This window comes from Kamptonema formosum PCC 10802 (assembly GCF_000332335.1).
In the GTDB taxonomy this organism is placed as follows: Bacteria; Cyanobacteriota; Cyanobacteriia; order Cyanobacteriales; family Oscillatoriaceae; genus Oscillatoria.
Genome location: NZ_KB235948.1, coordinates 5,631,145 through 5,654,660, shown reverse-complemented (window position 1 = coordinate 5,654,660; position 23,516 = coordinate 5,631,145). Strand labels below are relative to the sequence as shown.

Annotated in this window: 19 protein-coding genes; 13 read left to right on the top strand and 6 right to left on the bottom strand. The window is 54.7% G+C overall.

Annotation, left to right across the window (positions count from 1 at the left end):
* Positions 1-590: 590 nt before the first annotated feature.
* From OSC10802_RS0124840 to OSC10802_RS0124825, 4 genes are all read right to left on the bottom strand, one after another.
* Complete coding sequence (locus tag OSC10802_RS0124840) at positions 591-2,156, bottom strand: NAD(P)H-quinone oxidoreductase subunit N (protein WP_017719478.1); 1,566 nt, start codon at positions 2,154-2,156, stop codon at positions 591-593.
* A gap of 251 nt (positions 2,157-2,407) precedes the next feature.
* Positions 2,408-2,827 carry a PIN domain-containing protein gene (locus OSC10802_RS0124835; RefSeq protein ID WP_017719477.1) on the bottom strand — a complete coding sequence of 140 codons (420 nt, stop codon included), beginning with the start codon at positions 2,825-2,827 and terminating at the stop codon, positions 2,408-2,410.
* A complete protein-coding gene (locus OSC10802_RS0124830; protein WP_017719476.1) occupies positions 2,808-3,062 on the bottom strand; it encodes a hypothetical protein in 255 nt (84 codons plus the stop codon). Before OSC10802_RS0124830 ends, OSC10802_RS0124835 begins: the two co-directional genes overlap by 20 nt.
* Positions 3,063-3,093: 31 nt before the next feature.
* Positions 3,094-3,348, bottom strand: coding sequence for a hypothetical protein (locus OSC10802_RS0124825; protein WP_017719475.1), 255 nt, complete (start codon positions 3,346-3,348; stop codon positions 3,094-3,096).
* A 384-nt stretch (positions 3,349-3,732) separates the two neighbouring features.
* Between OSC10802_RS0124825 and OSC10802_RS50965 the strand changes: the two genes are divergently transcribed.
* The 8 genes from OSC10802_RS50965 (at position 3,733) to OSC10802_RS0124790 (ending at position 16,334) form a co-directional block, all read left to right on the top strand.
* Positions 3,733-4,035 carry a hypothetical protein gene (locus tag OSC10802_RS50965; protein WP_155968339.1) on the top strand — a complete coding sequence of 101 codons (303 nt, stop codon included), beginning with the start codon at positions 3,733-3,735 and terminating at the stop codon, positions 4,033-4,035.
* A gap of 123 nt (positions 4,036-4,158) precedes the next feature.
* Positions 4,159-4,422, top strand: coding sequence for a hypothetical protein (locus OSC10802_RS50960; RefSeq protein ID WP_155968337.1), 264 nt, complete (start codon positions 4,159-4,161; stop codon positions 4,420-4,422).
* A 164-nt stretch (positions 4,423-4,586) separates the two neighbouring features.
* Entirely contained in the window at positions 4,587-7,268 is a 2,682-nt protein-coding gene (gene topA / locus OSC10802_RS0124820) for a type I DNA topoisomerase (RefSeq protein WP_026098772.1), read from the top strand.
* Between the two features lie 255 nt (positions 7,269-7,523).
* Positions 7,524-9,455, top strand: a complete 1,932-nt coding sequence (locus tag OSC10802_RS0124810; protein WP_017719472.1) for a dynamin family protein — start codon at positions 7,524-7,526, stop codon at positions 9,453-9,455.
* Between the two features lie 620 nt (positions 9,456-10,075).
* Positions 10,076-10,909 carry a C39 family peptidase gene (locus OSC10802_RS41685; protein ID WP_017719471.1) on the top strand — a complete coding sequence of 278 codons (834 nt, stop codon included), beginning with the start codon at positions 10,076-10,078 and terminating at the stop codon, positions 10,907-10,909.
* Between the two features lie 68 nt (positions 10,910-10,977).
* Positions 10,978-13,509: a dynamin family protein gene (locus OSC10802_RS0124800; protein ID WP_017719470.1), complete on the top strand. Its 2,532-nt coding sequence runs from the start codon at positions 10,978-10,980 to the stop codon at positions 13,507-13,509.
* A gap of 137 nt (positions 13,510-13,646) precedes the next feature.
* Complete coding sequence (locus OSC10802_RS0124795) at positions 13,647-15,650, top strand: dynamin family protein (RefSeq protein WP_017719469.1); 2,004 nt, start codon at positions 13,647-13,649, stop codon at positions 15,648-15,650.
* Positions 15,651-15,818: 168 nt separating this feature from the next.
* Positions 15,819-16,334 (top strand): COP23 domain-containing protein, encoded by a 516-nt coding sequence (locus OSC10802_RS0124790; RefSeq protein WP_017719468.1) that lies wholly within the window; start codon positions 15,819-15,821, stop codon positions 16,332-16,334.
* Between the two features lie 36 nt (positions 16,335-16,370).
* Here OSC10802_RS0124790 and ald read toward each other — a convergent pair whose 3' ends face one another.
* On the bottom strand, positions 16,371-17,459 hold the full coding sequence (ald, locus tag OSC10802_RS0124785) for an alanine dehydrogenase (protein ID WP_017719467.1): 1,089 nt from the start codon (positions 17,457-17,459) through the stop codon (positions 16,371-16,373).
* 208 nt (positions 17,460-17,667) lie between these two features.
* Between ald and OSC10802_RS50955 the strand changes: the two genes are divergently transcribed.
* The 5 genes from OSC10802_RS50955 to OSC10802_RS0124755 all read left to right on the top strand — a co-directional run bounded on the left by OSC10802_RS50955 (position 17,668) and on the right by OSC10802_RS0124755 (position 21,245).
* Positions 17,668-17,838 (top strand): CAB/ELIP/HLIP family chlorophyll-binding protein, encoded by a 171-nt coding sequence (locus OSC10802_RS50955; RefSeq protein ID WP_017719466.1) that lies wholly within the window; start codon positions 17,668-17,670, stop codon positions 17,836-17,838.
* Positions 17,839-18,289: 451 nt separating this feature from the next.
* Positions 18,290-18,583, top strand: coding sequence for a hypothetical protein (locus tag OSC10802_RS0124775; protein WP_017719465.1), 294 nt, complete (start codon positions 18,290-18,292; stop codon positions 18,581-18,583).
* Between the two features lie 78 nt (positions 18,584-18,661).
* Entirely contained in the window at positions 18,662-19,150 is a 489-nt protein-coding gene (locus tag OSC10802_RS0124770; RefSeq protein WP_017719464.1) for a heavy metal-responsive transcriptional regulator, read from the top strand.
* Between the two features lie 131 nt (positions 19,151-19,281).
* Entirely contained in the window at positions 19,282-19,545 is a 264-nt protein-coding gene (locus OSC10802_RS0124765; RefSeq protein WP_017719463.1) for a WD40 repeat domain-containing protein, read from the top strand.
* Positions 19,546-19,727: 182 nt separating this feature from the next.
* On the top strand, positions 19,728-21,245 hold the full coding sequence (locus OSC10802_RS0124755; protein WP_017719462.1) for a DEAD/DEAH box helicase: 1,518 nt from the start codon (positions 19,728-19,730) through the stop codon (positions 21,243-21,245).
* A gap of 51 nt (positions 21,246-21,296) precedes the next feature.
* Here the strand turns inward: OSC10802_RS0124755 and OSC10802_RS0124750 are convergent, their stop codons facing one another.
* Complete coding sequence (locus OSC10802_RS0124750; protein WP_017719461.1) at positions 21,297-23,486, bottom strand: DEAD/DEAH box helicase; 2,190 nt, start codon at positions 23,484-23,486, stop codon at positions 21,297-21,299.
* Between the last annotated feature and the right edge of the window lie 30 nt (positions 23,487-23,516).

Below are 23,516 nucleotides of genomic sequence, written 5' to 3'. Positions count from 1 at the left end.
TGGCGCACGCCGCGCTTTCTTAGGCGGACTTCGTTTGTATAGCCGCGATTTCAATCGCCGGGGATCTGGAAATTAAAGCTGAGGGGCTTGGCGGTTGGAAACCGCAGCTATACAGACAAAACCCGCCTTCGCGGGTTTCAAGAAGTTCAAAAGGTTGGCGCACGCCGCGCTTTCTTAGGCGGACTTCGTTTGTATAGCCGCGATTTCAATCGCCGGGGATCTGGAAATTAAAGCTGAGGGGCTTGGCGGTTGGAAACCGCAGCTATACAGACAAAACCCGCCTTCGCGGGTTTCAAGAAGTTCAAAAGGTTGGCGCACGCCGCGCTTTCTTAGGCGGACTTCGTTTGTATAGCCGCGATTTCAATCGCCAGGATCTTAGCAACAAACCGTCTAGTTGTCGCTACATTACCCCCAATACACCTGGCACCGGCACCCCGCATTCTCCAAAAAGCCCGCGCAGGCGGGCTTCGTCTGTATAGCCGCGATTTCAATCGCCAGGCTCTGAGCGAACGCCCACTAACAAAAAACGCCCGACTGCAGGAGTCGGGCGTCTGGCAAAAATTCCAATAACTCGCGAAAATTAATCCCGCTTAATTAGCAGAGATATGTTCAGCAACCGGCACAGAAGCCACCGGCTTGGCGTGCGAGACGCTCGCTTGCAGCATCGCGGTGCGGCTGACGGAATTATTCGCCAGAGTGAACAGCGGGTTAGACAGAATTCCCGCCAGAGAAGTCGCCACCAGCGCCAGCACCAAACTCACTTGCAAAGGACGCATGCCGGTCAAATTCCAGCGGATTGGCGGATAGTTCTTCACGGCATCGGACATTTCCTGGGGTTCTTTGACCACCATCATCTTGACGACGCGGATGTAGTAGTAAATCGAGACAACACTGGTGATTAACCCCAAAATGACTAAGGCGTACAGTCCTGCTTGCCAGCCGGCCCAGAACAGATAAATCTTGCCAAAGAAACCGGCGAGGGGAGGAATCCCACCCAAGGAGAGCAGGCAGATGCTCAGTGTTAAGGTGAGCAGTGGGTCTTTTTGATACAAGCCGGAATATTCGCTAATTTGGTCGGTGCCGGTGCGCAGGGAGAAGAGTATCACGCACGCGAAGCCGCCCAGGTTCATAAACAGGTACACCAGCATGTAGAATATCATGCTGGAGTAACCGGCTTCGGTGCCGGCAATCAAACCAATCATCACGAAGCCGGCTTGAGCGATGGAAGAGTACGCCAGCATCCGCTTCATGCTGGTTTGGGCGAGGGCGACGACGTTGCCCAACACCATGCTGAGAATCGCCAAGGCGGTGAAGACAAAGTGCCACTGCGCTTCCACCACGGGGAAAGCGGTGGTGAGCAGGCGGATGGCGAGGGCGAACCCAGCTGCTTTGGACCCGAGGGAGAGGAACGCCACCACGGGGGTGGGAGAGCCTTCGTAAACGTCAGGGGTCCACTGGTGGAAGGGAACGGCGGAAATTTTGAAGGAAATGCCGGCGATGGCAAAGACGAGAGCAATGACGACACCGAGGGACTGACCGGCATTGGCCTTCTCGATGCCGGTGGCGATCGCGCTCAGGGCTGTCTCTCCCCCCGACATGCCGTACAGCAGGGAAACGCCGTAGAGGAAGACTGCCGAACTGGAAGCCCCTATCAGCAAGTATTTCAGCGCCGCCTCATTCGAGCGAGGGTCGCGCTTCATGTAGCCGGTGAGCAGGTAAGAGGCAATACTGAGGGTTTCCAGGGAGACAAAAATCGTCACCAGTTCGTCCGCACCGCAGAGGAACATCCCCCCGAGGGTGGCGGTGAGCAAAATTGAGAGGAATTCCGCCAAAGAGGTGCCGCTTTGCTCGACGTAGGTGACGGACATCAAAATCGTCAGCGCTGCAGACAGGGCGACGATCCCGCGAAACACGACGCTGAGGGCGTCGCCGTTAAAGCTGCCCAGAAAGGAGATGGGGTTGGAGGTATCCCACTGATAGTACAGGGCGACGACGGCAGCGAGCAGACCGGCAATCGCCACATAGGGAGTCCACCGGTTGGAGGAACGCCCGACAATCAGGTCGCCGACGATTAGCACAAGAAGGGTGAGAATGACAATCCCCTCTGGCAAAATCGTGCCGGCGTTCAGCTGGGCTGCAAGATTGGCAAAGTTCATAAGGTTCAGGCAGGTTGGACAGTATCGCTTGGCAGCACCTGGGTGAGGTTGGCTAGCTTAATAATCCTTTACAATACTGAATTTTACCGCGTTCTGCCCCTATCCGAACTCGTGCCGGCTTTTCTGTCTCGCCCCTGCTGGCGACCTCTACCCCTGGATATAAATTCTCGCCGCACTCCCACAGCCACTCCCGGGATGCCGCTCTAACTGTGACAATTTGTTAAGTTTTAATCTCTTTAATTTTTTAATTTCTAGGTTCGCCAGCTATCCAGTTTCAGACTGTAACCCAGTCCTTGAATGCGCTGGTAGTGGGATAGGTTGCCGGTGACTAAAGTTAAGTTGTGCTGTAATGCTGTTGCGGCAATCATCGCATCAGCCAGACCAATGGGCTGTCCTGTGCCTTCCAAATCCCCACAGATGCGCCCTGCTATTTCAGCAGTAGCCCGATCTAGTGCCAGCACCTCCGCATCAGAAATATCTACTAAAAACCGCTGAATGCGGTCTTCCCGATGCAGCTTCTGCCAGCCTTTGACAACTTCTAGGACTGTGATGACAGAGAGAGTATAGCCACCAAAGGCATAACGATAAGCCGTAGCCCTAGCGGCGACCCGCCGGTCGATCCGCTTGAAGATTTCAGAAAAAATATCCGTGTCAAGTAGTGCTTTGTCCAAATCTTTGATTTAACGGGTGTGCTGCCCGATCCTTCATAACTTCTGCGAGCATCTCGTCCACCGATTCGGGGTCATCGGCGAACATTCCTAGTATACGGTCTTTTGGAGGTTCTGCCACTGCCAGCTTGTTGATGGCTTCGGCAATCAGTTCTGGCAGCGCACAATTGCGCTGATTGGCCATCGCCCGAGCCCGTGCCAGGGTGGGTCCGTCCAGTTCAAGTTCAATCTTTTCCATGCTACCTCATCTTTTCCGTCCCAGCTACCCGTCATTCTAGCATTGGTCCAAATCTTTGATTTAACGGGTGTGCTGCCCGATCCTTCATAACTTCTGCTAGCATCTCGTCCACCGATTCCGGGTCATCGGCGAACATTCCCAGTATACTGTCTTTTGGGGGTTCTGCCACGGCCAGCTTGTTGATGGCTTCTGCAATCAGTTCTGGCAGCGCACAATTGCGCTGATTGGCCATCGCCCGGGCCCGCGCCAGGGTGGATCCGTCCAGTTCTAGTTCAATTTTTTCCATGCTGCCTTCCCTTTTCTATCCCCACTGCCGGCCAGTCTAGCATTTTCCACCGGCACCCTGTAGACAGCCGCACTTTTAGGTGTTAGAATTATAATAAATTATCGGCCTTTTTTGCTTATTGTGGCGCGGGCAGGTCTGGCCGTTTTTTAAACGCTTTCCTATTCTGCCGGCACAGTTAAGAGTGGGGTGGTTTTCTACTTTTACCTGCTAGCAGTAAGTCGGGCTTTTCGCTCGACAGAAAGCCTGGCAACTGCAATGGATTCTGCGACACACCCCTCGTTCCCGGGCAGAGCCTGGGAAGGCCGTTAAGGAGGCTCTGACTGGAAAAGGTTCGTAGTTGGGCTTTAGCTCTACCGTCGGGTTCTGGCCCAGACATTTTTATGGATGGCGGTGTGCGAAGTTCCGAAGCGACTGCCTCCAAAAGTTACAGCTTGGGTTAAATACTTTGACCCGCCTGACACTCCCCGATTCAAGCCGGCACCTGGGAAAACACCGGCTCGCTCGCGTTCCCTGCCATATGTACAGTACAGTTCAGCGCCCGACGGGTGCGGAGATCGCCGGTTGCTTCGCCTTTTGCTAGAATCTGGAGAGTGGCAGCGGGAGAACCCCAGCCCGGCTTTTGCAGGCTGGATTTGCAGCGCCGGCACGTCACACAGATCCCCCTATCCCAATGCCGCTATCCAATAAGTTGCGCGGGTTTGTATCTCCATCTACCCGCAGGGATAAAACCTGAGATTGAGCCGGTTGCTTTCCTGTTCTCTGAGCCGGCTGAACGTAGAAATTATACTTAACCCCCTGTAGAGACGCGACATGTCGCGTCTTTACACCAGAGCCCCTTTCTGTCAGGGGTTGCGCCGGCTCGATCCCGTTGCGCCGCCTGATTCAGGGTTGAAAACGCAACCGATTGCCGGCACCCATCCTTCCCCGGATAGAGAAGCAGGCACTCCTGGAGCACCGCCCCTGTGGCCTTGTTCGCCGCCAAGGCGGGCAACAGACCTATCAATTGGGCGCGATGGAAAGAAATCGCCGCTAGCCGCTAAACAGACAGAGCAGTGGCCAGAGGAAAAATTATGATGACCATTAATATTCGATATAAAGAGAGTGGGGTACTTTTACCATTAAAGGCTGGCGAGCGTCCCACCCCTGAATCCCCGTGTGGAACCGTCCCCCTTGACATATCGCTCAAATTATCTAATTTGGACTCTCTAGCCTAGCTGCTATTTTTCCCTGAAGGTGCCATGTCAACCCTTGTCATCGTCGAATCTCCCACGAAAGCACGCACCATCCGTAACTACCTGCCTTCTAACTATCGGGTGGAAGCGTCGATGGGCCATGTGCGTGACCTGCCCCAGTCGGCCAGCGAAATTCCCGAAGCGGTCAAGGGAGAAAAATGGGCGCAGCTGGGGGTCAACGTGGAGGCTGACTTTGAACCCCTATATGTCATTCCCAAAGACAAGAAAAAAGTTGTCTCAACACTCAAAGAAGCCCTAAAAGGCGCAGATGAACTGATTTTAGCCACAGACGAGGACCGGGAGGGAGAGAGCATCAGCTGGCACCTGCTGCAAGTGCTGCAGCCCAAGGTGCCGGTGAAGCGGATGGTGTTTCACGAAATCACTCAAGAAGCGATCCAGGAAGCCCTAAACAACTGCCGCCTGATCGACGAGCAGGTGGTGCGCGCCCAAGAAACGCGGCGGATACTTGACCGGCTGGTGGGCTACACCCTCTCCCCCCTGCTGTGGAAGAAAATCGCTACCGGACTGTCGGCGGGGCGAGTGCAGTCCGTAGCGGTGCGGGTGCTGGTGCAGCGGGAGCGCCAGCGCCGGGCGTTCCGCCAGGGCAGCTACTGGGATCTCAAGGCAACCCTAACACACGAAAACACCCTCTTTGACGCCAAACTCGTCACCCTAGCCGGCACGCGGCTAGCCCAAGGCAGCGATTTCGATGAAGGGACCGGCCTTCTTGCTGCCGGTCGCAACGTGACATTGCTCAGCGAAGCGGACGCCAAAGCCCTGCAGGGGCGACTGACCGGCATTCCCTGGACAGTCAGCGGCACAGAAGAGCGACCGGTCACTCGCAAACCCGCCCCCCCGTTTACCACCTCGACGCTGCAGCAGGAAGCTAACCGCAAACTGGGACTCTCCGCCCGGGAGACAATGCGCATTGCCCAAAGTCTGTACGAGCAGGGGTACATCACCTACATGCGGACCGACTCCGTACACCTGTCAGAGCAAGCGATCGCGGCGGCTCGCGCCTGCGTCGAGCAGCTGTACGGGCCACAGTACCTCAGCCCGCAGCCGAGGCAGCACACCACCAAGAGCAAAGGCGCTCAAGAAGCCCACGAAGCCATCCGCCCTGCCGGCAGCAGCTTCCGCACCCCGCAGCAAACTGGCTTGAGCGAGGACAGTCGGGAATTCAGACTCTACGACCTGATCTGGAAGCGCACCATCGCCACCCAAATGGCGGACGCCCGCCAGACCTTCGTCACTGTTGACCTGCTTGTGGGAGATGCCGGTTTCCGCACCACCGGCAAGCGCATCGACTTCCCCGGTTTCTTGCGCGCCTACGTGGAAGGCTCCGACGATCCAGAAGCCGCCCTCGAAGACTCAGAGGTGATTCTCCCCCCCCTAAAAGTTGGGGTGAGCCCCAGCTGCCGCGAACTCGTTGCCCTCGGCCACCAAACCCAGCCGCCGGCTCGCTACAGCGAAGCTTCCCTGGTGAAAACCCTGGAAAGCGAAGGCATCGGGCGTCCCAGCACCTACGCCAGCATCATCGGCACCATTATTGACCGGGGCTACGTGCAAGCTGTTGGCAGCGCCCTAGTTCCCACCTTCACGGCGTTTGCCGTCACCAACCTGCTGGAAAAACACTTTCCCGACCTGGTGGACACCCGCTTCACATCCCGCATGGAGCAGACTCTAGACGACATTTCCACCGGCGAAGCTTGCTGGCTCCCCTACCTGCAGGAATTTTATTTGGGCCAAACCGGCCTGGAAACCCAAGTAAAAGAGCGGGAGAGCCAGATCAATGCCAGCGAAGCCCGCACCGTGGAGCTGGAGAACCTGGAGGCAAAAGTTCGCATCGGTCGCTACGGCGCTTACATCGAGGCCCAAAATGGCAATGGGCCGGTGACCGCCTCTCTCCCGAGAGACTTAACGCCGGCAGATCTCGACCCCGAGCTCGTTGAGGAGCTGGTGCGGCAGAAAACCGAAGGCCCAAAAAAGTTAGGCATTCATCCGGAAAAAGGCGAGCCTATCTACCTGATGAACGGCACTTACGGCCCTTACCTCCAGCTGGGTGAAGCCTCTGAAAATCACAAGAAACCCAAGCGAGCCTCTTTGCCCAAAGGGGTGAGCGCCGACGGCGTAACCCTGGAAATGGCCGCAGGCTTGCTTTCCCTGCCCCGCAGCTTGGGAGTCCATCCCGAGAGCGGCGGCAAAATCCTGGCCGGACTGGGGAAGTTTGGCCCTTATGTGGTGCACGACATGGGGGAGGAGGGCAAAGACTACCGCTCCCTGAAAGCCGGCGATAATGTATTGACAATTTCCCTAGAACGTGCTTTAGAACTGCTGGCGGAGCCCAAGAAGGGACGGGGGGGCAATCGCAGCAAGCCCAAGACACCGCTGCGGGAAATGGGCCCTCACTCGGGGGATGGGGAGCCGGTGAATCTCTACGAAGGGAAGTACGGGCCATATCTCAAGCACGGCAAGACCAATGTCTCTGTGCCCAAAGACTTGCCGGTGGAGGATCTGACCCTGGAAAAAGCGGTGGAACTGCTAGCCGCTAAGGCGGCATCCAAGAAATCCAGCCGCAAGTCGAGCAAGTCTGCCGAGCGAGCCGCCGAGCCGGCAGCCGAAGCCGCCGAGCCGGCAGCCGCTGCGGCGCAAACCGCCGCAGCCACCAGCGCCAGCAACAGCGATTAGATGCCGCCAGCGACAGAGCGCCACCCCCCCTCTCGTTCCCGCGCCCTCGCCCGGGAACGCTTTTTTTTGGGAGCTAGCAACAGCCCGTGGGAGCGCAAAAGCGCACCCCACAAGCTCAACAGTAAAAAATTGTTAAGAAATTAGTGACAGCTTCCGCTGCTAGAAGATATACTGACAGCCAAAATCGGGTGCGAATTCCAGACAGAAACGAGGAGTCCCCCTCACCCTTTTTTCAAAACCCACCGGAAGGCCAAAATGGCAGCAACCGCACAGGACAGCACGGACTTACTGGAAGCCTTGACGGGATGCGACGAACACTTGCAGTTTGCCCTGGAAGTCATCAACCGCTCAGAGATTCCCGAACCGGCAGCCACAGAGTGCCGCCAGCACATCGAGCGCATCAAACAGCGCCGCGCCGATCCCAATCTTTACCTGGCGGCGATTGGAGAATTTTCCAGCGGCAAGAGCACCTTCATCAATGCCTTGCTGCGCGATAATTTGCTGAGAACCTCAGCCCTCGTCGCCACTGCAGCAGCAACCCGACTGCGTTACGGCGATGCCTTGCAAGTGGAAGTGCGTTTGGCCGGATCTCGACCGGGCACCGTCAAAACCAATCCCAACAGCACCAATATTACCATTCCCTGGCTGCCCGGAGTGAGCGGAATTGACAACCGGCAGTTCATCCGCCTAGTCACCTCCAACGAGGAAGTCGCGAAAGACGTTGTGAGCGTGACAGTCACTCACCCTGCAGCATTTCTGGCCAATGGTATTGTGATCATTGACACGCCGGGAACCAACGCCACCAACCCGCAACACGGCGCGATTACCCGACAAGTGGTGGAAAATGAAGCCGACGCCGCTGCGATTATTATACCGGCAACGGTGCCCCTGTCCCAAACCATGACAAACTTTCTCGCCGGCTCACTGCGCCCCTACCTGCACCGCTGCATTTTTGTCGTGACGCGCATGGATCAGATCCCGCCCGAAGAAGTCAGCGGACTTCTGACTAATCTGCGCTCCCGCCTTGTCGCTGGGTTGAACATCAAACCACCCATGCTGTACGCTTGTGCCGCTCAGGTGATGGCAGACAGTTTAACCGGCACCGAGGAAATCCCGCAACACAGCCTCATTTGGAAAGACCGATTTTCTAAATTGGAGAGCGTTATTATCAATCGCCTCCGCCAAGAGCGCACCCTCAGCATTGCCGAAAGCTTGCTGCGCCTGCTGACACGACTCTTTGAGCAGCTGGAGACGCAGCTGCGGGATATGTGGCAGGAATATGAGACTCGCCAAGCAGCGATTAAACGCGAAACTATCCCGGATTTGCCTTCCTTCGCCGCCGAACAGCACGCCATCTGCCGGCAAATGCTTTCAGACGCTCTCTCAAGTTCAATGGCGGAGATAGTTCAGTGCGTGGAGTCTCAGCGAGAAACAACTGTCTCGCAAATACAGAAAGCTATCTTTGACGCCGCTGACGAACAATCGCTTAAAAAGTTTGTGGAAACAGAAGCCCAATCGATACTCAACACCGGCCAGCAGTCGCTCCGCCAGAAGCTTCAAGAATCAGCCGAGTTACTGTCCGGCACCGGCAAAGAAGCCGAAATTTTATTCAAACAGAAGTTTTCCGATGCCTACCGCCGGCTGCAAAGTATTACAGGCTTTCTCGAACCGGAGGCAGAGATTGAGACAAAAATGGAACTGAATGTAGAGGATGTATTTTCTTCTGCCGAGTCAGTGAACAAAGAATTAGACAGTAAAGATGGCAACATCGCAGTGGGTGGGATGACTGCCGGTGCGGTGATAGGCAACATGATATTGCCCGGAGTGGGAATTCTCATTGGCGGTTTTCTGGGGGGAGTTGCGGCGGTTTTTTTTATGTCCCTTGATGTGCGCAAGCAGAAAATTTGGGAGAATTTGCACCCCAGCTTGGATGCCTACTTTGACAGCGCTAAGACACAAGCTCAGGAATCCGTGCGAACGTGCGAGCGGGGGGTTGCTTGTGCGCTCCAGCAGCAAATTGACGCTCATGTGGCGCGGTATCAGGCAATCGTTGACGCGATGCTAGACGAGCAGAAAACAGAATTGCAGCGTTTAAATCAGTGGCAAGAGTCAGCGCAAGCAACTCTCTCCGAATTAGAGCGCCGGCAAAAGTCTCTATCCGCACAGCAGGAAAGACTGGCGGGATAAATTATAGCGTTTCTCATCCTTTGTGAGGTACAGAGAAACCCGGTTTCTTTAAGAAACCGGGTTTCTGGGCCATAGTTCATCCAACTGAGAGCCGCTATATATCATGTCCGCTTGCATGGGTTGTGTGCACATACCCTTGTAGGGGCGGGTTCTGCCAAGATATTTTTGGCACAGAGCAGAATATGAATAAACCCGCCCCTCCCTCGCGCAACGGTGCTACGGGACATGATATTATAGGAGAGAAAGGGAAGTTTGTCAAGGGGGAAATTGCCAGAAACCACAATCTCACCTTTTAGAGCGCCGGTCTGGCAATACCAGAAACCGGGCTGGTTTGGATAGGAGCAAAGAAACCCGGTTTGTTACCGCTTCAGCCCTCGCCGGCAGGTTTCAATAGCACGGTTTGAGGCGCGTCGGGCTAAATGCATTGTAAAGATTATTTGCGAGAGAATGTATTGAAAAAAAGATGTGATAGAAAATATAAAGTCGGGGAGTGCCGGCAATTGACAGCCCATGTCCAATGCCCGAAAGCCGCACGCCCTATCGCCCCCAGCCCAATCACGCATAATTTTCCGGTTCTAGCCCAATAGAGAAACAGCCAGCTAAAAACCCAAAGGGGAACTATGTTTGACGACATCTTTTCAACGCTTGACGACTGGCTCAGTCCCGAATATGATGCCGCAGGAGAAGACCAGACGGTAGAGACTCTCCCTGAATGGGATTTGGTGCCGGTGGAGGAAAAGAGTGATTGGGACTACAGTTTGCAGAGGGAGACTCCTGCCGGTGACGAAACCGCTGAGGGATACGAAGCCGATCCAGATGTCAGCAACTTGGGCTTCTTGTGGGACACCGGCTGGGAGTACGCGCCAGATGCCTGCTGGGAACCGGATCGATTTGAGGGTTGGGGAAATCCCATTGAGGACGCCGATTGCTGGCAGCTGCAGGATGGCCAGAACTCCTGTGCGGTGGTGGCGCAGATCGGCGTCTACGAGTCAATTACGGGAGAGGATATCTCGGAAGCGGAAGCGTGCCAGATAGCCGAGGAAAATGGCTGGTTTGACCCAGAAATCGGAACATACCCAGACAACGTGGGAAAACTTTTGGAAGCGCTGGGTATCCCGACAGAGCAACGTTACGAGGCAAATCTTGAGGATATTGCTACAGCCCTGGAGCGAGGCGACAAGGTGATTGTGGCCCTGGACGCTAACGAAATCTGGACTCCAATTAGAGATCCGGCGACGGGTTCTCCAGTTGAACAGTCGAATGGGGGTCATGCAGTTTGGGTTACAGGCATCGACCAACAGCCGGACGGTTCAGTGCAGATTATCCTTAATGATAGCGGCACGCCTGACGGTCGGATGAAGGCAGTGGATGCGGCGGATTTTCTCAATGCTTGGCAGGATTACGGCAACTTGTTGGTGGTTGCGGACGCGCCCGATCAGCCGGTGTGGGCGTAAAAATGGCGTAAAAATGGCTCTTTGCTTTTGACCGGCAACCGATAACCAATAACAGGGGAAAAATAGTTATGGCTATTGATAGAGAAAAGCTGCGGCAACTGTCTGCTCAATCTGCCGGCAAGCCAACCGGCATCGGGGCTTTACCTCGCGGCATCCACCGGATGCCGGGAGTGCGCGAGTGGGTGACTCTGGAGTCGGTGGCACTGGCACCCGTGCCGGTGAAGCGGGGGGCGAAGTGGGGGATTGTCTCGCCGATTGCTATCCCCACAAAGCTGGATGACGGTTCCGATGGATATATGGCCCCGTGGGGTGCGGTGGAGTGGACATGGCCAGGACAGAAGCTGGCGCAAACCACTGACTTGCGGTTGCGAGAGGAAATCGCATCCCTTCGCGAGTGCGAGACTTTTACCGCACGCCCTGCGGATAAAAATGTGACGCTGAATCCGGTGGAGCGCACCCGGAGGGAAAATGCCCTGTTTCGCGCCCTGGATGAGTTCCTTTCAGGGAGTGGTGGCGGCAGTGCCGGTTTGGCCAGTCTGGCCGGTCACTACGCTGGACTCCTGCCGGCTGAGGTCTATCCTTATTACTGGGCGCTGATTCCCTCGTGCAGGGAGTGGCTGCGCCCAGATGCGCCGGCTGCCGCGCTGCCTTCTCCCCCGGAAACTGAGGGGATGCCGGTGCCAGAAAACGATCAAGAACCCCACCCCCCAACCCCCTCCCCGCAGGTGGGGAGGGGGAGTTTGAGGGAGTCCCACTTGCCCAATCAGGACAGTGCGCCCTCCGATAACTCGTCTGTGGGGGATGGAACAGCAACACCGGCAGAGGCAGCTGACCTGAGCGCAAGCGTTGCGCCCCCACAGGAGCTGCAGACTGGGCCTTGGCTGCGCCGGTGTTTGCAGCTGGCAGAATCAATCCCCCCCGCCCCCGCCCAGCAGGGGGGATTGAGAGGCGATATAATTGCTCAGCTGCAAGCACTGGAAGCCAGACAGCGCACGCCCGGGTTTCGGCTGGCGTTTCTCGGGGAGTTCAGTCGCGGCAAAAGTTTTTTGATCAACCGGCTCTTGAGTCGGGAACTGCTGCCGGTGGCTGCGCCCCCAACTACGGCAACCCTGACCTCTATCATAGCTGGGACGCCAGAGCGGATGGAAGTCACTTTTTCCAAACAGCGCCAGGAAGTGCGACCGCTGCAGGAGTCCTCATGGGACGACTTGCTGGCCACTGACCGCGCCGGGAGTGACCGGGAAGTGCTGGCGGCAGTGCGGATAGCCCTGGACAGTCCGTGGCTGCGGGAGCTCGACGCCGAGGTGATTGACACTCCGGGTGCCGGTGATTTGAATGGGCGTCGGGCGGCGCTGGTGTTCGACTTGCTCAGTCAGTGCGACGCCGCGGTACTGCTGGTCAGCGCCACTCTGCCTTTCAGCATGACGGAAGCCGCCTTTTTGGAGCAAGAAGTCATGGGGCGACACGTTCCCCGCATTGTGGCCGCTGTGTCCAAACTGGACATTATTGGTCTTGAAGAGCGAGAAAGCGTGCTCAGTGCCATTCGCCAGCGTGTGGGTAAAATTTCCCCAGCCATACCGATTTTGCCGGCTCACCCAGCGGATGCCCTTACCACAGAAGAGGAAGCGCTGTCAAGGGTGCGGAGTCAGATTGCCGCGATGGTGGCAAAAGGCGACCGGCGGGCGTGGCGCAGCCGGCAAATAGCGGCACAGCTCGCCGATAGACTGAACCAGATGGTAGAAGTGGGGGAAGGGGCGATTGCTGTAGCGCGAATGAGCGCCGCCGAGCGAGAGCGAGCTTTGCGCCAAGCAAAAGAAGAGTTGCGCACCGCACAGCTGGAGTGGGAGCAACTGCGACTGGAACTGGAGCGGCGGCGACTGCTGCGCGAACGCCAGTTGCGGCTGAAAATTGTGGAATCAAAACAAGATTTGGTGGAGAGACTGGCTTTTGAGCTGAGCAGGGCACCAGAACCAAAGACTTGGTGGGAGCGGGACTTGCCTTTCCAGATGCGGCGCGAGTTAATGGCTCTCAGCCGCCAATTGGAAAACTTGTTGCTGAAGGCTTTAGCTGAGGACTTTGAGTGGCTTCAGGGAGAAATTAACCGGACATTTGCCACCCAAATACAAAAGAAAGCCGCCCCAAACCAAGAAAGAGCAGAAATCCGGCCAGAGTTTCGGCAAATTAATCTCTCCAACACTCACCAGTATCGTGTTTTCACCCGACTGGGCAGCAGCGCCGCTACAATTTGCGGGTATGTTTTGAGCGGGCCAGTTGGCATTGTGCTCAGCACCGGCGTCTGGCTCTTAGGCGAGCAAATCATCAACAAAGAAGTAGAAGCGCAGCGACGGCTTTTATCCGAAGAATTAGAGCGCACTGTGGGGAAAGCCCTCGACGAATACTGCACTCAGATATCCTTGCGGGTGCGCCAGCTATATTCCCAATTAGGGGAAGACACGAAACGGGAGGAATCCATTTGGCAGTATACTAAGAATGCAGCCTTTCAGACAGCCGGCACCGGCTCGGATGATAGAGTCTGGCAGCAATTGATTCAAGGAGCTACTGATTTGAGACAGGAGATTCTTGCGGCTTTGCAATCATAAGATTTTTCGCCCTAGCGAGGAAATCCTTGCCACGTTACCAGGAGAGGCGCACAGCCTCTCGCCCCTTGTGCCGGTGAGTGAGCCGCCGGCAAACAACCGCAAAACAAAACCCTCCAAACCAAACCCGCAAAACTGTTATGGCAAACCAGCAATATCAAGACTTCCAGAAAAAGCGCGACAAACTGCTAAACATCATTCAGCGGCTAGAAGCAGCCGTGCGCTCGCTGAGCATGAAAGGGTGGGAAGAAACCCTGCAGCGATTAGAAGAGCGCATCCGTGCGGAAAACTTCAAAGTGCTTGTGCTTGGAGAGTTCAAGCGAGGCAAAAGCACCTTTATCAATGCCCTGCTGGGGGAAAGAGTTTTACCGGCTTATGCCAAACCCTGCACTGCCATTATCAACGAGGTGAAATGGGGCCAACCCCGGCGGGCATTACTGCATTTTATCCAGTCCGAGAGTGGCCCGTTACAGCCGTCCTTGGAGATTCCCGTTGAGGAGATACAAAACTATGTGGTGATTCAAGATGGCGTCAGCGAGAGCGAAGCAATCAATGGCAGCCCTTACGAGAAAGTGGAACTGTTATGGCCTTTGGAAATTTGCCGCAATAATGTGGAGATTATTGATTCTCCGGGGCTAAACGAGCATGCGATTCGCCAGAAAGTGACGATGGATTACTTGTCAACTGTCGATGCGATACTGTTTGTTCTTTCCTGCGAGGTTCTTGGCTCCCAGTCGGAAATAGATGTGATCGACAACACCCTCAGGAGTATGGGTCACGAAGACATCTTTTTTATTTGCAATCGCTTCAACATGATTGACGCGGATGAGCGAGAGGATATCAAGCAGCACGGACTCTCGAAACTAGCACCCCGCACCGCAAGGGGTGCTGAGCGAGTGTTTTTCATCAACGCCTTAGGTGCTTTAAAGGGGCGTACCAGCGGGAATGCTGCTGAAGTAGAGCAATCGGGTGTGCCGCATTTAGAAAAGGAACTTGAGAAATTCCTGGCCAGTGAGCGGGGGCGGATGAAGATTATCCGACCGGCAATGGAACTGAAAAATGCCATTCGGGAAGCACGGGGAATTATCCCGCAGCGGGAGGCGATGCTGCGCACCGATATCACAACGTTGGAAACCCTATATGCAGACGCCCAAGGTCCGCTGCAACAGTTGGAAACGCTGCGCCACCAGATAGTCGCCAAAGTCTCTAACTTTCGGGCGGACATGCAGCTGCACGTCAGTGACAAAGCTCGCTCTTTTTATCGCACACTTTATGACGTCAAAATCGACCAATACGACAGTAAAATTGCCAAGTGGGTGAGCGAGTATAAAATTAAAGAGCCGGTGACGCTGCAAGACGCTTTGAAACTGAAAGGCGCAATCGAAAGAGTAATTAAAGAATTGACGGAGCATATATCGGGCCAGGTAGAGGGGGAGTTTGCGGCGTGGCAGAAGTCCGAGCTAGAGCCATTCCTCAGCGGGCGTTTAGAAGACCTAAAACGCGATATCGATACCAGAGCAAGTATGTTTTTGTCTCAGTTAGATAACCTGCGCTTACAAGTTTCAGGTACTTCTATTCCGCTGCAAACTAATATGGGTAATATGTCTCCCATTGAGCGAATACTCGCTATAGCCGGCGGCTATCTTTTGGGAAACTTCGTGACAGCTACTATCGGCGGGGTATTCGGGTTTAAAGCAATGCTAGTAAGTCTCGTGCAGCAAATCGCTCTCGCTACAGCAACTATATTGGTGGTTGGTGCCGTCAATCCTTGGATCTTAGTTCCAGTGATGGTGGGTGGGGGTTTTGTGGACGGGCTGATCCGAGTTAAATCGACAAATGAGCAGATTAAGAAGGCATTCGCTCAGAAATACGCCGAGCATCTCCGCCAGTCGAATGCTGACCGATCCGCCGAGATTGCCAATGCCGTTGCTGAGAAGCTATCCCAGCTCCAGAACGCTGTAGATATGGGACTCGCTAAAGAAATCCAAAGCGTTCGGGATCAGGTTAATTCTATCTTGGAGGAAAAGCAAAAAGGTCAGGTTAATGTTGACCAAAAACTGCGCCAGCTGGACGCCCTGGCTCGCTCAGTCAACGCGCTCGACAGCGATCTGGACGCACTGATCGCTCAGGTGGCTATGCCTTGATATAGCGGTTCTCAGTTGGATGAACGTGTTTGCCCAGAAACCCGGTTTCTTAAAGAAACCGGGTTTCTCAGGCTAAAGCCCAACTACAAACAGGGGCTAAAGCCCAACTACAAACAGGGGCTAAAGCCCAACTACTAACATGGTAGAATTACAAAAAACTTCAGAGCTATGAAACTGAAATTACTGGCATCCACTCTAACAGCAGCAGGCATTCTATTAGGCTGTGATTCGACTGTCGCTAATCCCCCTAACAGCACAACTTTCGTCTGCGATAAAGACCTCAGCGGTATTCCCACAACTTTCGCTGTTACCTCGCGAGGGCGAGTTTCTGTGATTAAGTGGATTTCTGAGTATTTCACCGGCTCGGGCTGGAACCCGGAACAGCGCTGTCAGGAGGTGTCGGAACGATTCCAACAACTCTACAGTGCTGGAAGGCTAAATTATCTGAGCGCCGGTCGTCAAAACGGTCAGCCGGTTCTCTGCGCCTTGAGAAGCAGCACGCACACTGAGGACTGTGCGCTATTGTTCACCCTCAAACCGGGAGACGACGCCACTCGCCTGCTGGAACAGCTGCGACAGATTGCTCGCGGGGATGCTGCTGCGGGCCCGGTTTTAGGGGGCATAAGAGCCGGCGCTCCTGTTGTGAATATGAGAAATTTCCTGAAAAATGCGCCGGTTGAGTAAATCCAGGTGGGGCGGGACACTTGTCCGCCCCACCGGCTACACCGCCAAATCTGGGAACACTTCCCGCACTGCGGGGTGAGCCAGCCGGTGATTGGCCACATTCAGTCCCCCCGCCAAAGCCGAATCCATTTCCAGAGCTCCCACGCCAAAATTGGCCAGCTTCAGCACATAAGGCAAGGTGCTGTTGTTGAGCGCCTGCGTTGCTGTCCAGGGAACGGCTCCCGGCATATTGGGCACGCCATAGTGGACAACATCCTCTTCGACGTATGTCGGATGGGTGTGGGAAGTGGGTCGCGATGTCTCGATGCAACCTCCCTGATCCACGGCCACATCGACAATCACAGAACCGGGGTGCATCTGTCGCACCAAACTGCGGGAGACAAGCACCGGCGCTCGCCGCCCGGGCACCAGCACCGCACCGATCAGCAAGTCGGCGTCACGAACCGCCGCTTCAATATGTAAAGACTCGCTATAAATCAGCTGCACTCTGGAGCCAAACAGGGTTTCCAGATAGGCGAGCCGGTCCACACTAATATCCAAAATCTGAACTTGGGCACCCATCCCGACCGCAATTTTGGCGGCTTCTGTGCCAACTGCGCCGCCACCCAAAATCACGACTTTTCCTGGCATCACCCCGGGAACGCCGCCCAAAAGTACGCCCCGCCCGCCCTGCTGGCGCTCCAGGAAGCGGGCACCGAACTGCACCGCGAGGCGACCTGCTATAACGCTCATGGGAGTGAGCAGCGGCAGTCGCTTGTCTGGCAGCTCTACGGTTTCGTAAGCGATCGCAGTGACGCCACAATCTATCAGATGCTCAGTTAATGCCCGGTCAGCTGCCAGGTGCAAGTAAGTGAACAGCACCTGCCCTTTTTGGAGAAACTTGTACTCCGGCAAAAGCGGTTCTTTGACCTTAACGACAAGCTCCCGATTCCAGGCATCCTCTGCGGTGGGGACGATTGTACCCCCTGCCTGAATGTAGTCCCGATCTAGGAACCGGGAACCATTCCCCGCGCCGGTTTCCACAAACACCGCATGGCCTTTCTCACACAGCACCCGGACGCTGCCTGGACTCAGCCCAACCCGAAACTCCTGATCCTTCGTTTCTTTGGGGACGCCTATTTCCATGTGCTACCTCTTGTTACCCTTGTTTTTAGCTTAAGCCGGTCAGCCGATACCAGTTTTTCCAGCCATTGATTGCCATCCCGGACAGAGGGCATGGCCCAATACCCATGTCTTAAACTGACGCACCCAGATTTTTTGACGGACGCTGCGCCACCCCTCTCCAAAATGGAGGACAATGGATAGTTAAGAATTGTAACGAAGAGGCAGGACCGTGACTCAACCGCAACCCACCGCCACCCCCAAACTGGAACAGCCGAAGTTCGGCTTCAATGAATATGCAGAGCGCTTGAATGGCCGAGCGGCCATGATAGGCTTCGCCCTGACCTTGCTCGTGGAATACCTCACCGGCAAAGGGCTGCTGACATGGCTCGGCCTCAACTAGGCTGACGCCCCAGCCCAACCCGATCGAGAAACAACTGCCGGCGGCGGTCAGTCTTTGTGCTTAAGACCAGGCAGGGGTTGGGTTTCCCACCCCCAGAATGGATGCGGAGGCTGCCAGCCGGCTGCCAATTTGCCCAACTACAGGCGCTTTTTCAGGATTGCCCAAACCTGAACGGGTAACTTTGAGCTAGAGTAGCGGTAGAACTAGAACCGTTAAAGCGTAACACTTATAGCAATGGACAGCTGAGGAATGGACACGGGCGGAAGGCAGCGCTGGCGCGCCGCTGGCGCTCACACTCTCAATGGGCTAGGGACAGGCTTTTCGGCCTGTCGCCGCGAGGGATATCCGCAGGTACGGCTTCTCGCCTGCCCTGAATGTCTGATGTCCTAAGCAATTTGGCTAGTTGCTATAAATCTAAACTAGAAAATAAAGCGAAACAGAGCAAACAGTGATGAACGTTGCGTTGCCTAGAATTTTAAAGTCAGCCTATCGTAGAGAACCCATTACCAGCTTTATCATTACGGTTGGGGCCGTAGATGCGGTAATTGGGGGAATCGGGGGGCGCGGGTCTTTGCTCAGTTTCGGACTCACTGTGGCAGGCATTGCCCTGGCGCTGCGCTGGTGGCAAATGCAGCGCAGCCAGCCCGAACAGCCAGAACGAGTCCCCGAACTCTATCTGCCTCCCTCCTCCTCCCGACCGCAACTGCCGGTGCTGATGCCGGCGAAAAAACGCCCCCCCCATTAATTTTAGTTATGCAAACTAAGTGTTTCAAAAGGGCGAGCGCTTGAATAAAATAAGGGCAGCCGGCACTGCCCCTACCGCATGGAACACAGTTTTAAGCACCCGCAGGCGGGCTTTCCACCCGGACTCACCGGCACTCCCGCCACGTCTAAATTGCTCAAAATTGGCTCGGTAGCCGCCCGCACCGGCCTGCCGGTGAAAACCATTCGCTACTACGAAGAGATCGGTCTGCTGACGCCTGCGGTGGAGCGCTCAGAGTCAGGCTACCGGCTCTTTGATGGGCAGGTACTCAACCGGCTGGCGTTCATCAAGCGGGCTCAATCCCTGGGGCTGAGCTTGAGTGAAATTAAAGAAATTCTTAACGTTCACGACAGGGGCGATCTCCCCTGCGGTGAGGTCAAACAGCGCCTGCAAGCCAAGCTAGAGGCGATTTCCGAACAGATTGAAGCGCTGCAAACCCTGAAGGCAGAGTTGCAAGGCGTTCTTTCTGGCTGGCAAGAGCAACCGCCAGCAGAGCGGATCGCCCAGACGATTTGCCCAAACATTCAGTTTGGGAACGATCGAGGATGAAGGATTCTCAACCGGCAGAACAAACAGCGTCCCACACTAGAAAGATCGCTGAAACTTTTTCCACTCATCGAAAATCCCCTCAAGCTCCCCCTCCCCGTGCGCGGGGAGGGGGTTGAGGTGCCGGGTTCTTCATGCCACGAAGGCGCAACTTTTTCCGCAACCGGCTCGCACTGTGGGGAGCAGTTGCAGCGGCAGCTGCCGCGCCGGCAACTAAAATGGCAATGTCCGCAACGCGCACCCTAAATGGCACCCTAAATGCGGCAGCTAGGGTCAACCCCCAACTGATTCTCACCCTGGAAAGACATAAAGGAACAGTGGAGGCTCTTGCCTTCAGCCCCGATGGAAAAATCAAGAATTCTCCCCTCTCCCCAAAGTGGGAGAGGGGTTGGGGGTGAGGGGCATTACAAAAATGGGATGCTCCCCACCGTTAAGATTTGGCAAATTGGCCCTTCACCCGAAAAGCCGGCGCTGACCAAAAACCCTCGCTCCCAGATTTAACGAACATCAAGGGGCTTTTTAGCAGGGGTTTCTTGGGAGAAGCCATGTTATACTGAATGATGTCGGCATACAGAACACTATGGAATCTCTGCCCAACCCACTGAAAGTAATTCTTTCTCTCCAAGAGCAGCTGGAAAAACTAGATGAAGAGCAGCGCCCGATTGCCAGTCAAATTCCCAGCGCTCCTCAGCGCATTCGCGGAATTGCCGGCACGGGCAAAACTATTTTACTGGCAAAACGGCTCGCCAAAATACACGCCAGCCATCCAGAATGGAAAGTCGCTTTCGTTTTCTTCACGCAATCTCTTTACGAACAGATTCGAGAGCGGATTGAGAAAGAATACCTTAAGAAAACGGATGAGGAGCCAAACTGGGATATAATTAATGTTTTCCACGCTTGGGGTTCAAGCCAGCTCAATGGCTTCTACCGCAATCTAGCACTTGCGTGTGGCAAAAAGCCACTGAGTGTCAAGGATGTGGAAAGAGAGCTGCAGCACCTAAAACGGAACATTTCCCCTGGGGAGGCATTTGAATATGTCTGCAACCGGCTGGAGGAAGAAGTCCCCACTATACCCGTCCTCTACGATGCGATTTTAATTGATGAGGGGCAAGACTTGCCAGCCTCGTTTTACCGATTAGCGTGGAAAACCCTATCTGAAGCGAAGCGGCTTTACTGGGCTTACGATGAGGCGCAAGGGATTGGCTCCTTAATAGTGCCGACAGCTACAGAGATATTTGGGCTGAAACCTGATGGAACACTGGCGGTAGATTTAAGAGGTTCTGCCAAGAATCTCAACGTTTGCTACCGCACTCCGAAACAGCTGCTGATGGCTGCACATGCGGTGAATATGGGACTGTTCCGCAAACAAGGGGCGTTGCAGGGAGTGACTGATAAAAAAGATTGGGCGAATTTGGGGTATGAAGTTCTGGAAGGCGACTTTACCGATGCTAGCGTTAAAGCGGGAAAGCCGGTAAAAATCACGCGCCCCGATAAATTTAGCCCTCACCCCACAGACCTAAAAGCTGATCTGCGCGAAGCTGCCGGTGAGTTGCTAATTATTGAAACTTTCAGCGATGAGTCTGAGGAGATAGAGTGGGTTGCTGAGGCAGTTGCTACCGATATCAAGCGCGGTTTACACCCAGAACACATCCTGATTACGGCGATAAAGGGCAAGGGAACCGCGAGTTATTTTGAACGGCTTAAAGCAGCGCTCAGCAGTCGCGGAGTCAGCAGTTTCATTGCCGGTGTGGATGGCAACCCTGATATTTTTCGGATTGAGGGGTGCGTGACACTATGCGGCATCCACAGTGCGAAAGGCAATGAAGCTTATAAAGTCTATGCTTGCAGATTCCATAACGTTACTCGCCCCATTGTAAGTCCAGATAGCGAGACTCGCGAGCGCGATGAGGCAGAACTGCGCAAGCGAAATGAGGCATTTGTTGCCCTGACTCGCAGCCGGATTTGGTGTGCGGTAACAGGACTGGAAGACCCAATTTTTGATGAGCTGCGAACCGCTAAATCTCAGTACCCAAATTTGATTTTCACTGCGTTTAATCAGAAATCACTTAAAAGAGTCACCAGTGAACGGCAGGGTTAAATTGAGTGTAGAAACCGGGTTTCTGGAAGAAACCCGGTTTCTGACACCAAACTAAATCCCTTCTCCCTCAGCGATATCGCGCTTCGGCGGGCGCTTGTAGGTAAAGGTAAAAGTGTCCCCACTCGCTATCACTTTGCGCATTTCCTCATACATGGGATAGCTGCCAATGCCACTGAGTGCCGCCCATCCCCGCGCCCTCGTTAAAGCCACAAACAGCTGGTTGCGGAGATTCACATTATCCTCATTGCGAGCGACATGATCGAACCCCACGACATACACCATATCAGCCTCATGCCCTTTTGCCCGGTTAATGCGAGATACGGTAACGCCGCCATCGTGCCAGAATTTATCCGGGTTATTGTTTGGCCATTCAGGGAGCGGGTCGTTCAGCTGCAAAGCCGTCGGAATATAAACATCAATGCCCTGTTCTATCAAGAACCCAGCCACCTGAGTTTCTAATTCGGGTGCGTCAGCAATAGAGCCTAAAACGACCACCAAAATATCCCGGCTGGGTTTAAAACCGTCATCTAGGAGGTTGTGGGTGATGTTCTCAGCCAGAGCTGTCATTTCTGCCTGACGGGAATTGTATGTTTTAAACTCCAACACCTCTTTCCCCCAAAGCTGCGGAATCGGATTCGGTGAGTTTTCTGCCGGACGCTGCAGGGTAATTTGCCGGCCAGAAATAAACTTGCCATTTCCCAAAACTTCGTAGCCGATTTCTTTCCAAGCTTTTTGATTGGTGATGCCGGCGAGCATTCCGTCTGGGCGCAGCAATCCCATGCCAATAGCGTGAGCGGCGGTGAGAATCGGACCCGGAGTGCGGTAGCACCGGCGAATCACTTCCGACCGTTTTATCCCGCCGGGGTATTGCGGTTGCTTGCTCAAGAGATTGCTCAATTTCTCGCCGAATACCTCCTTTGCCTTTGGCACTGCCAAGCTATCTAAACTTTGCGCTTCGTCGTAAGCCCAAATCAAGCGCCGCTCCTCTGTATTTTGCGGGTCAGCCGGTCGCAGAGCCTGATACGCCAGCCAGTAAATCGCTTGTTTGTCCTCAAATTTTAAATCATCTTCCGCTACTAAATCTTGCCCTTCATCAATTAAAATCGCATCAAAGAGCGGTTCAATTTTTATTTCTTCCAGCAGGCGCTTGCAGAGGTCTGCCAGTCCCCGGTTAGGCAGTCTTTCCGATGTGTCCCGAACCGTTCGCCGGCGGATGCCGTGGGACTCGCAAATCGTCCCATAGAAACCGGGCTGGTCGCTAGCGCCCCAGGCGTGAAGCACTCGCAACTTCGGGTTAGTTTTTGGGTCGTACTGAACGTCACCGCTGCTAAACCGGCGCACCCACCTGTCCAGCAAGCCGGCGATCAAATCATAGAGTGTGCGAGTGAAAAACACCAGAGCAATATCCCAGTCGGGGTGTTTCAGGTGCATGTGAGCGGCTTTCTGGCAGAGGAGCACAGTTTTTCCCGAACCGGCAATGCCGCGAATTCGCTGAGGTCCCGGAGGGATTTCTTTCCCGATATGCTCTTGGTGAAAATCTAACTCAGACAGCTGTTTCTCCAAACTCGCCATGACGCCAGAGCGGCTTTTGCTGCTGGTAGAATCTGCGTTTCTCGGAGGTTTTTTCAGCACCGGCGCTCCCCCAATCGCAGAACCCAGCACCCCCCACTGCTCGTCATTCAGGGTTTCTCCCGCAACGGCTGGAGCAGCTTTTTGAATGCGCTCCAGCAAGCCGGCTTTCCCCAGTTGCTCTTGGAAGATAACCGGCGGACAGTTAGGCAATTTATCAAAGCCTTTTTGCTTCCACTGTTCCTCTGTCACTAGCGGTAGCGCCACCAGCGATCGCCCGGTGACTTTGCGCCAGATTGCCGGTTCGCGGTCGCAGTTTGCCAGCAAGGCCAAAAGCTGGTTTTTCCCATGTTGGGCGGGGTTTTCCGCCTGTTTTTCAGCGTTTTTAAATTTCCACTGATCGCCGTTTATTTCCGCAATTTGGTCAATCGTGACACCGCTGACCTCAATGACTATCACCCCCAGCTCTTTATCGGCAATGAGGATGTCAGGCTCCTTGCTCATCTCTCCCGCTTTCGCAAAAATGGGATAGCGCCAGTAGCCGACACAATTCCTGTCAGCAAAGGCGCTGCGGACAGCATCCCAAACTTTCTGAGCCGAACCGTTCGCAGTTGAGCCCACCGGCTCCGTGGTGATAAATTTGCGCTCCCGATCTTCAATTCCTAAAGCCATTTTTATGAAAGAATAAATTATTTACCACTA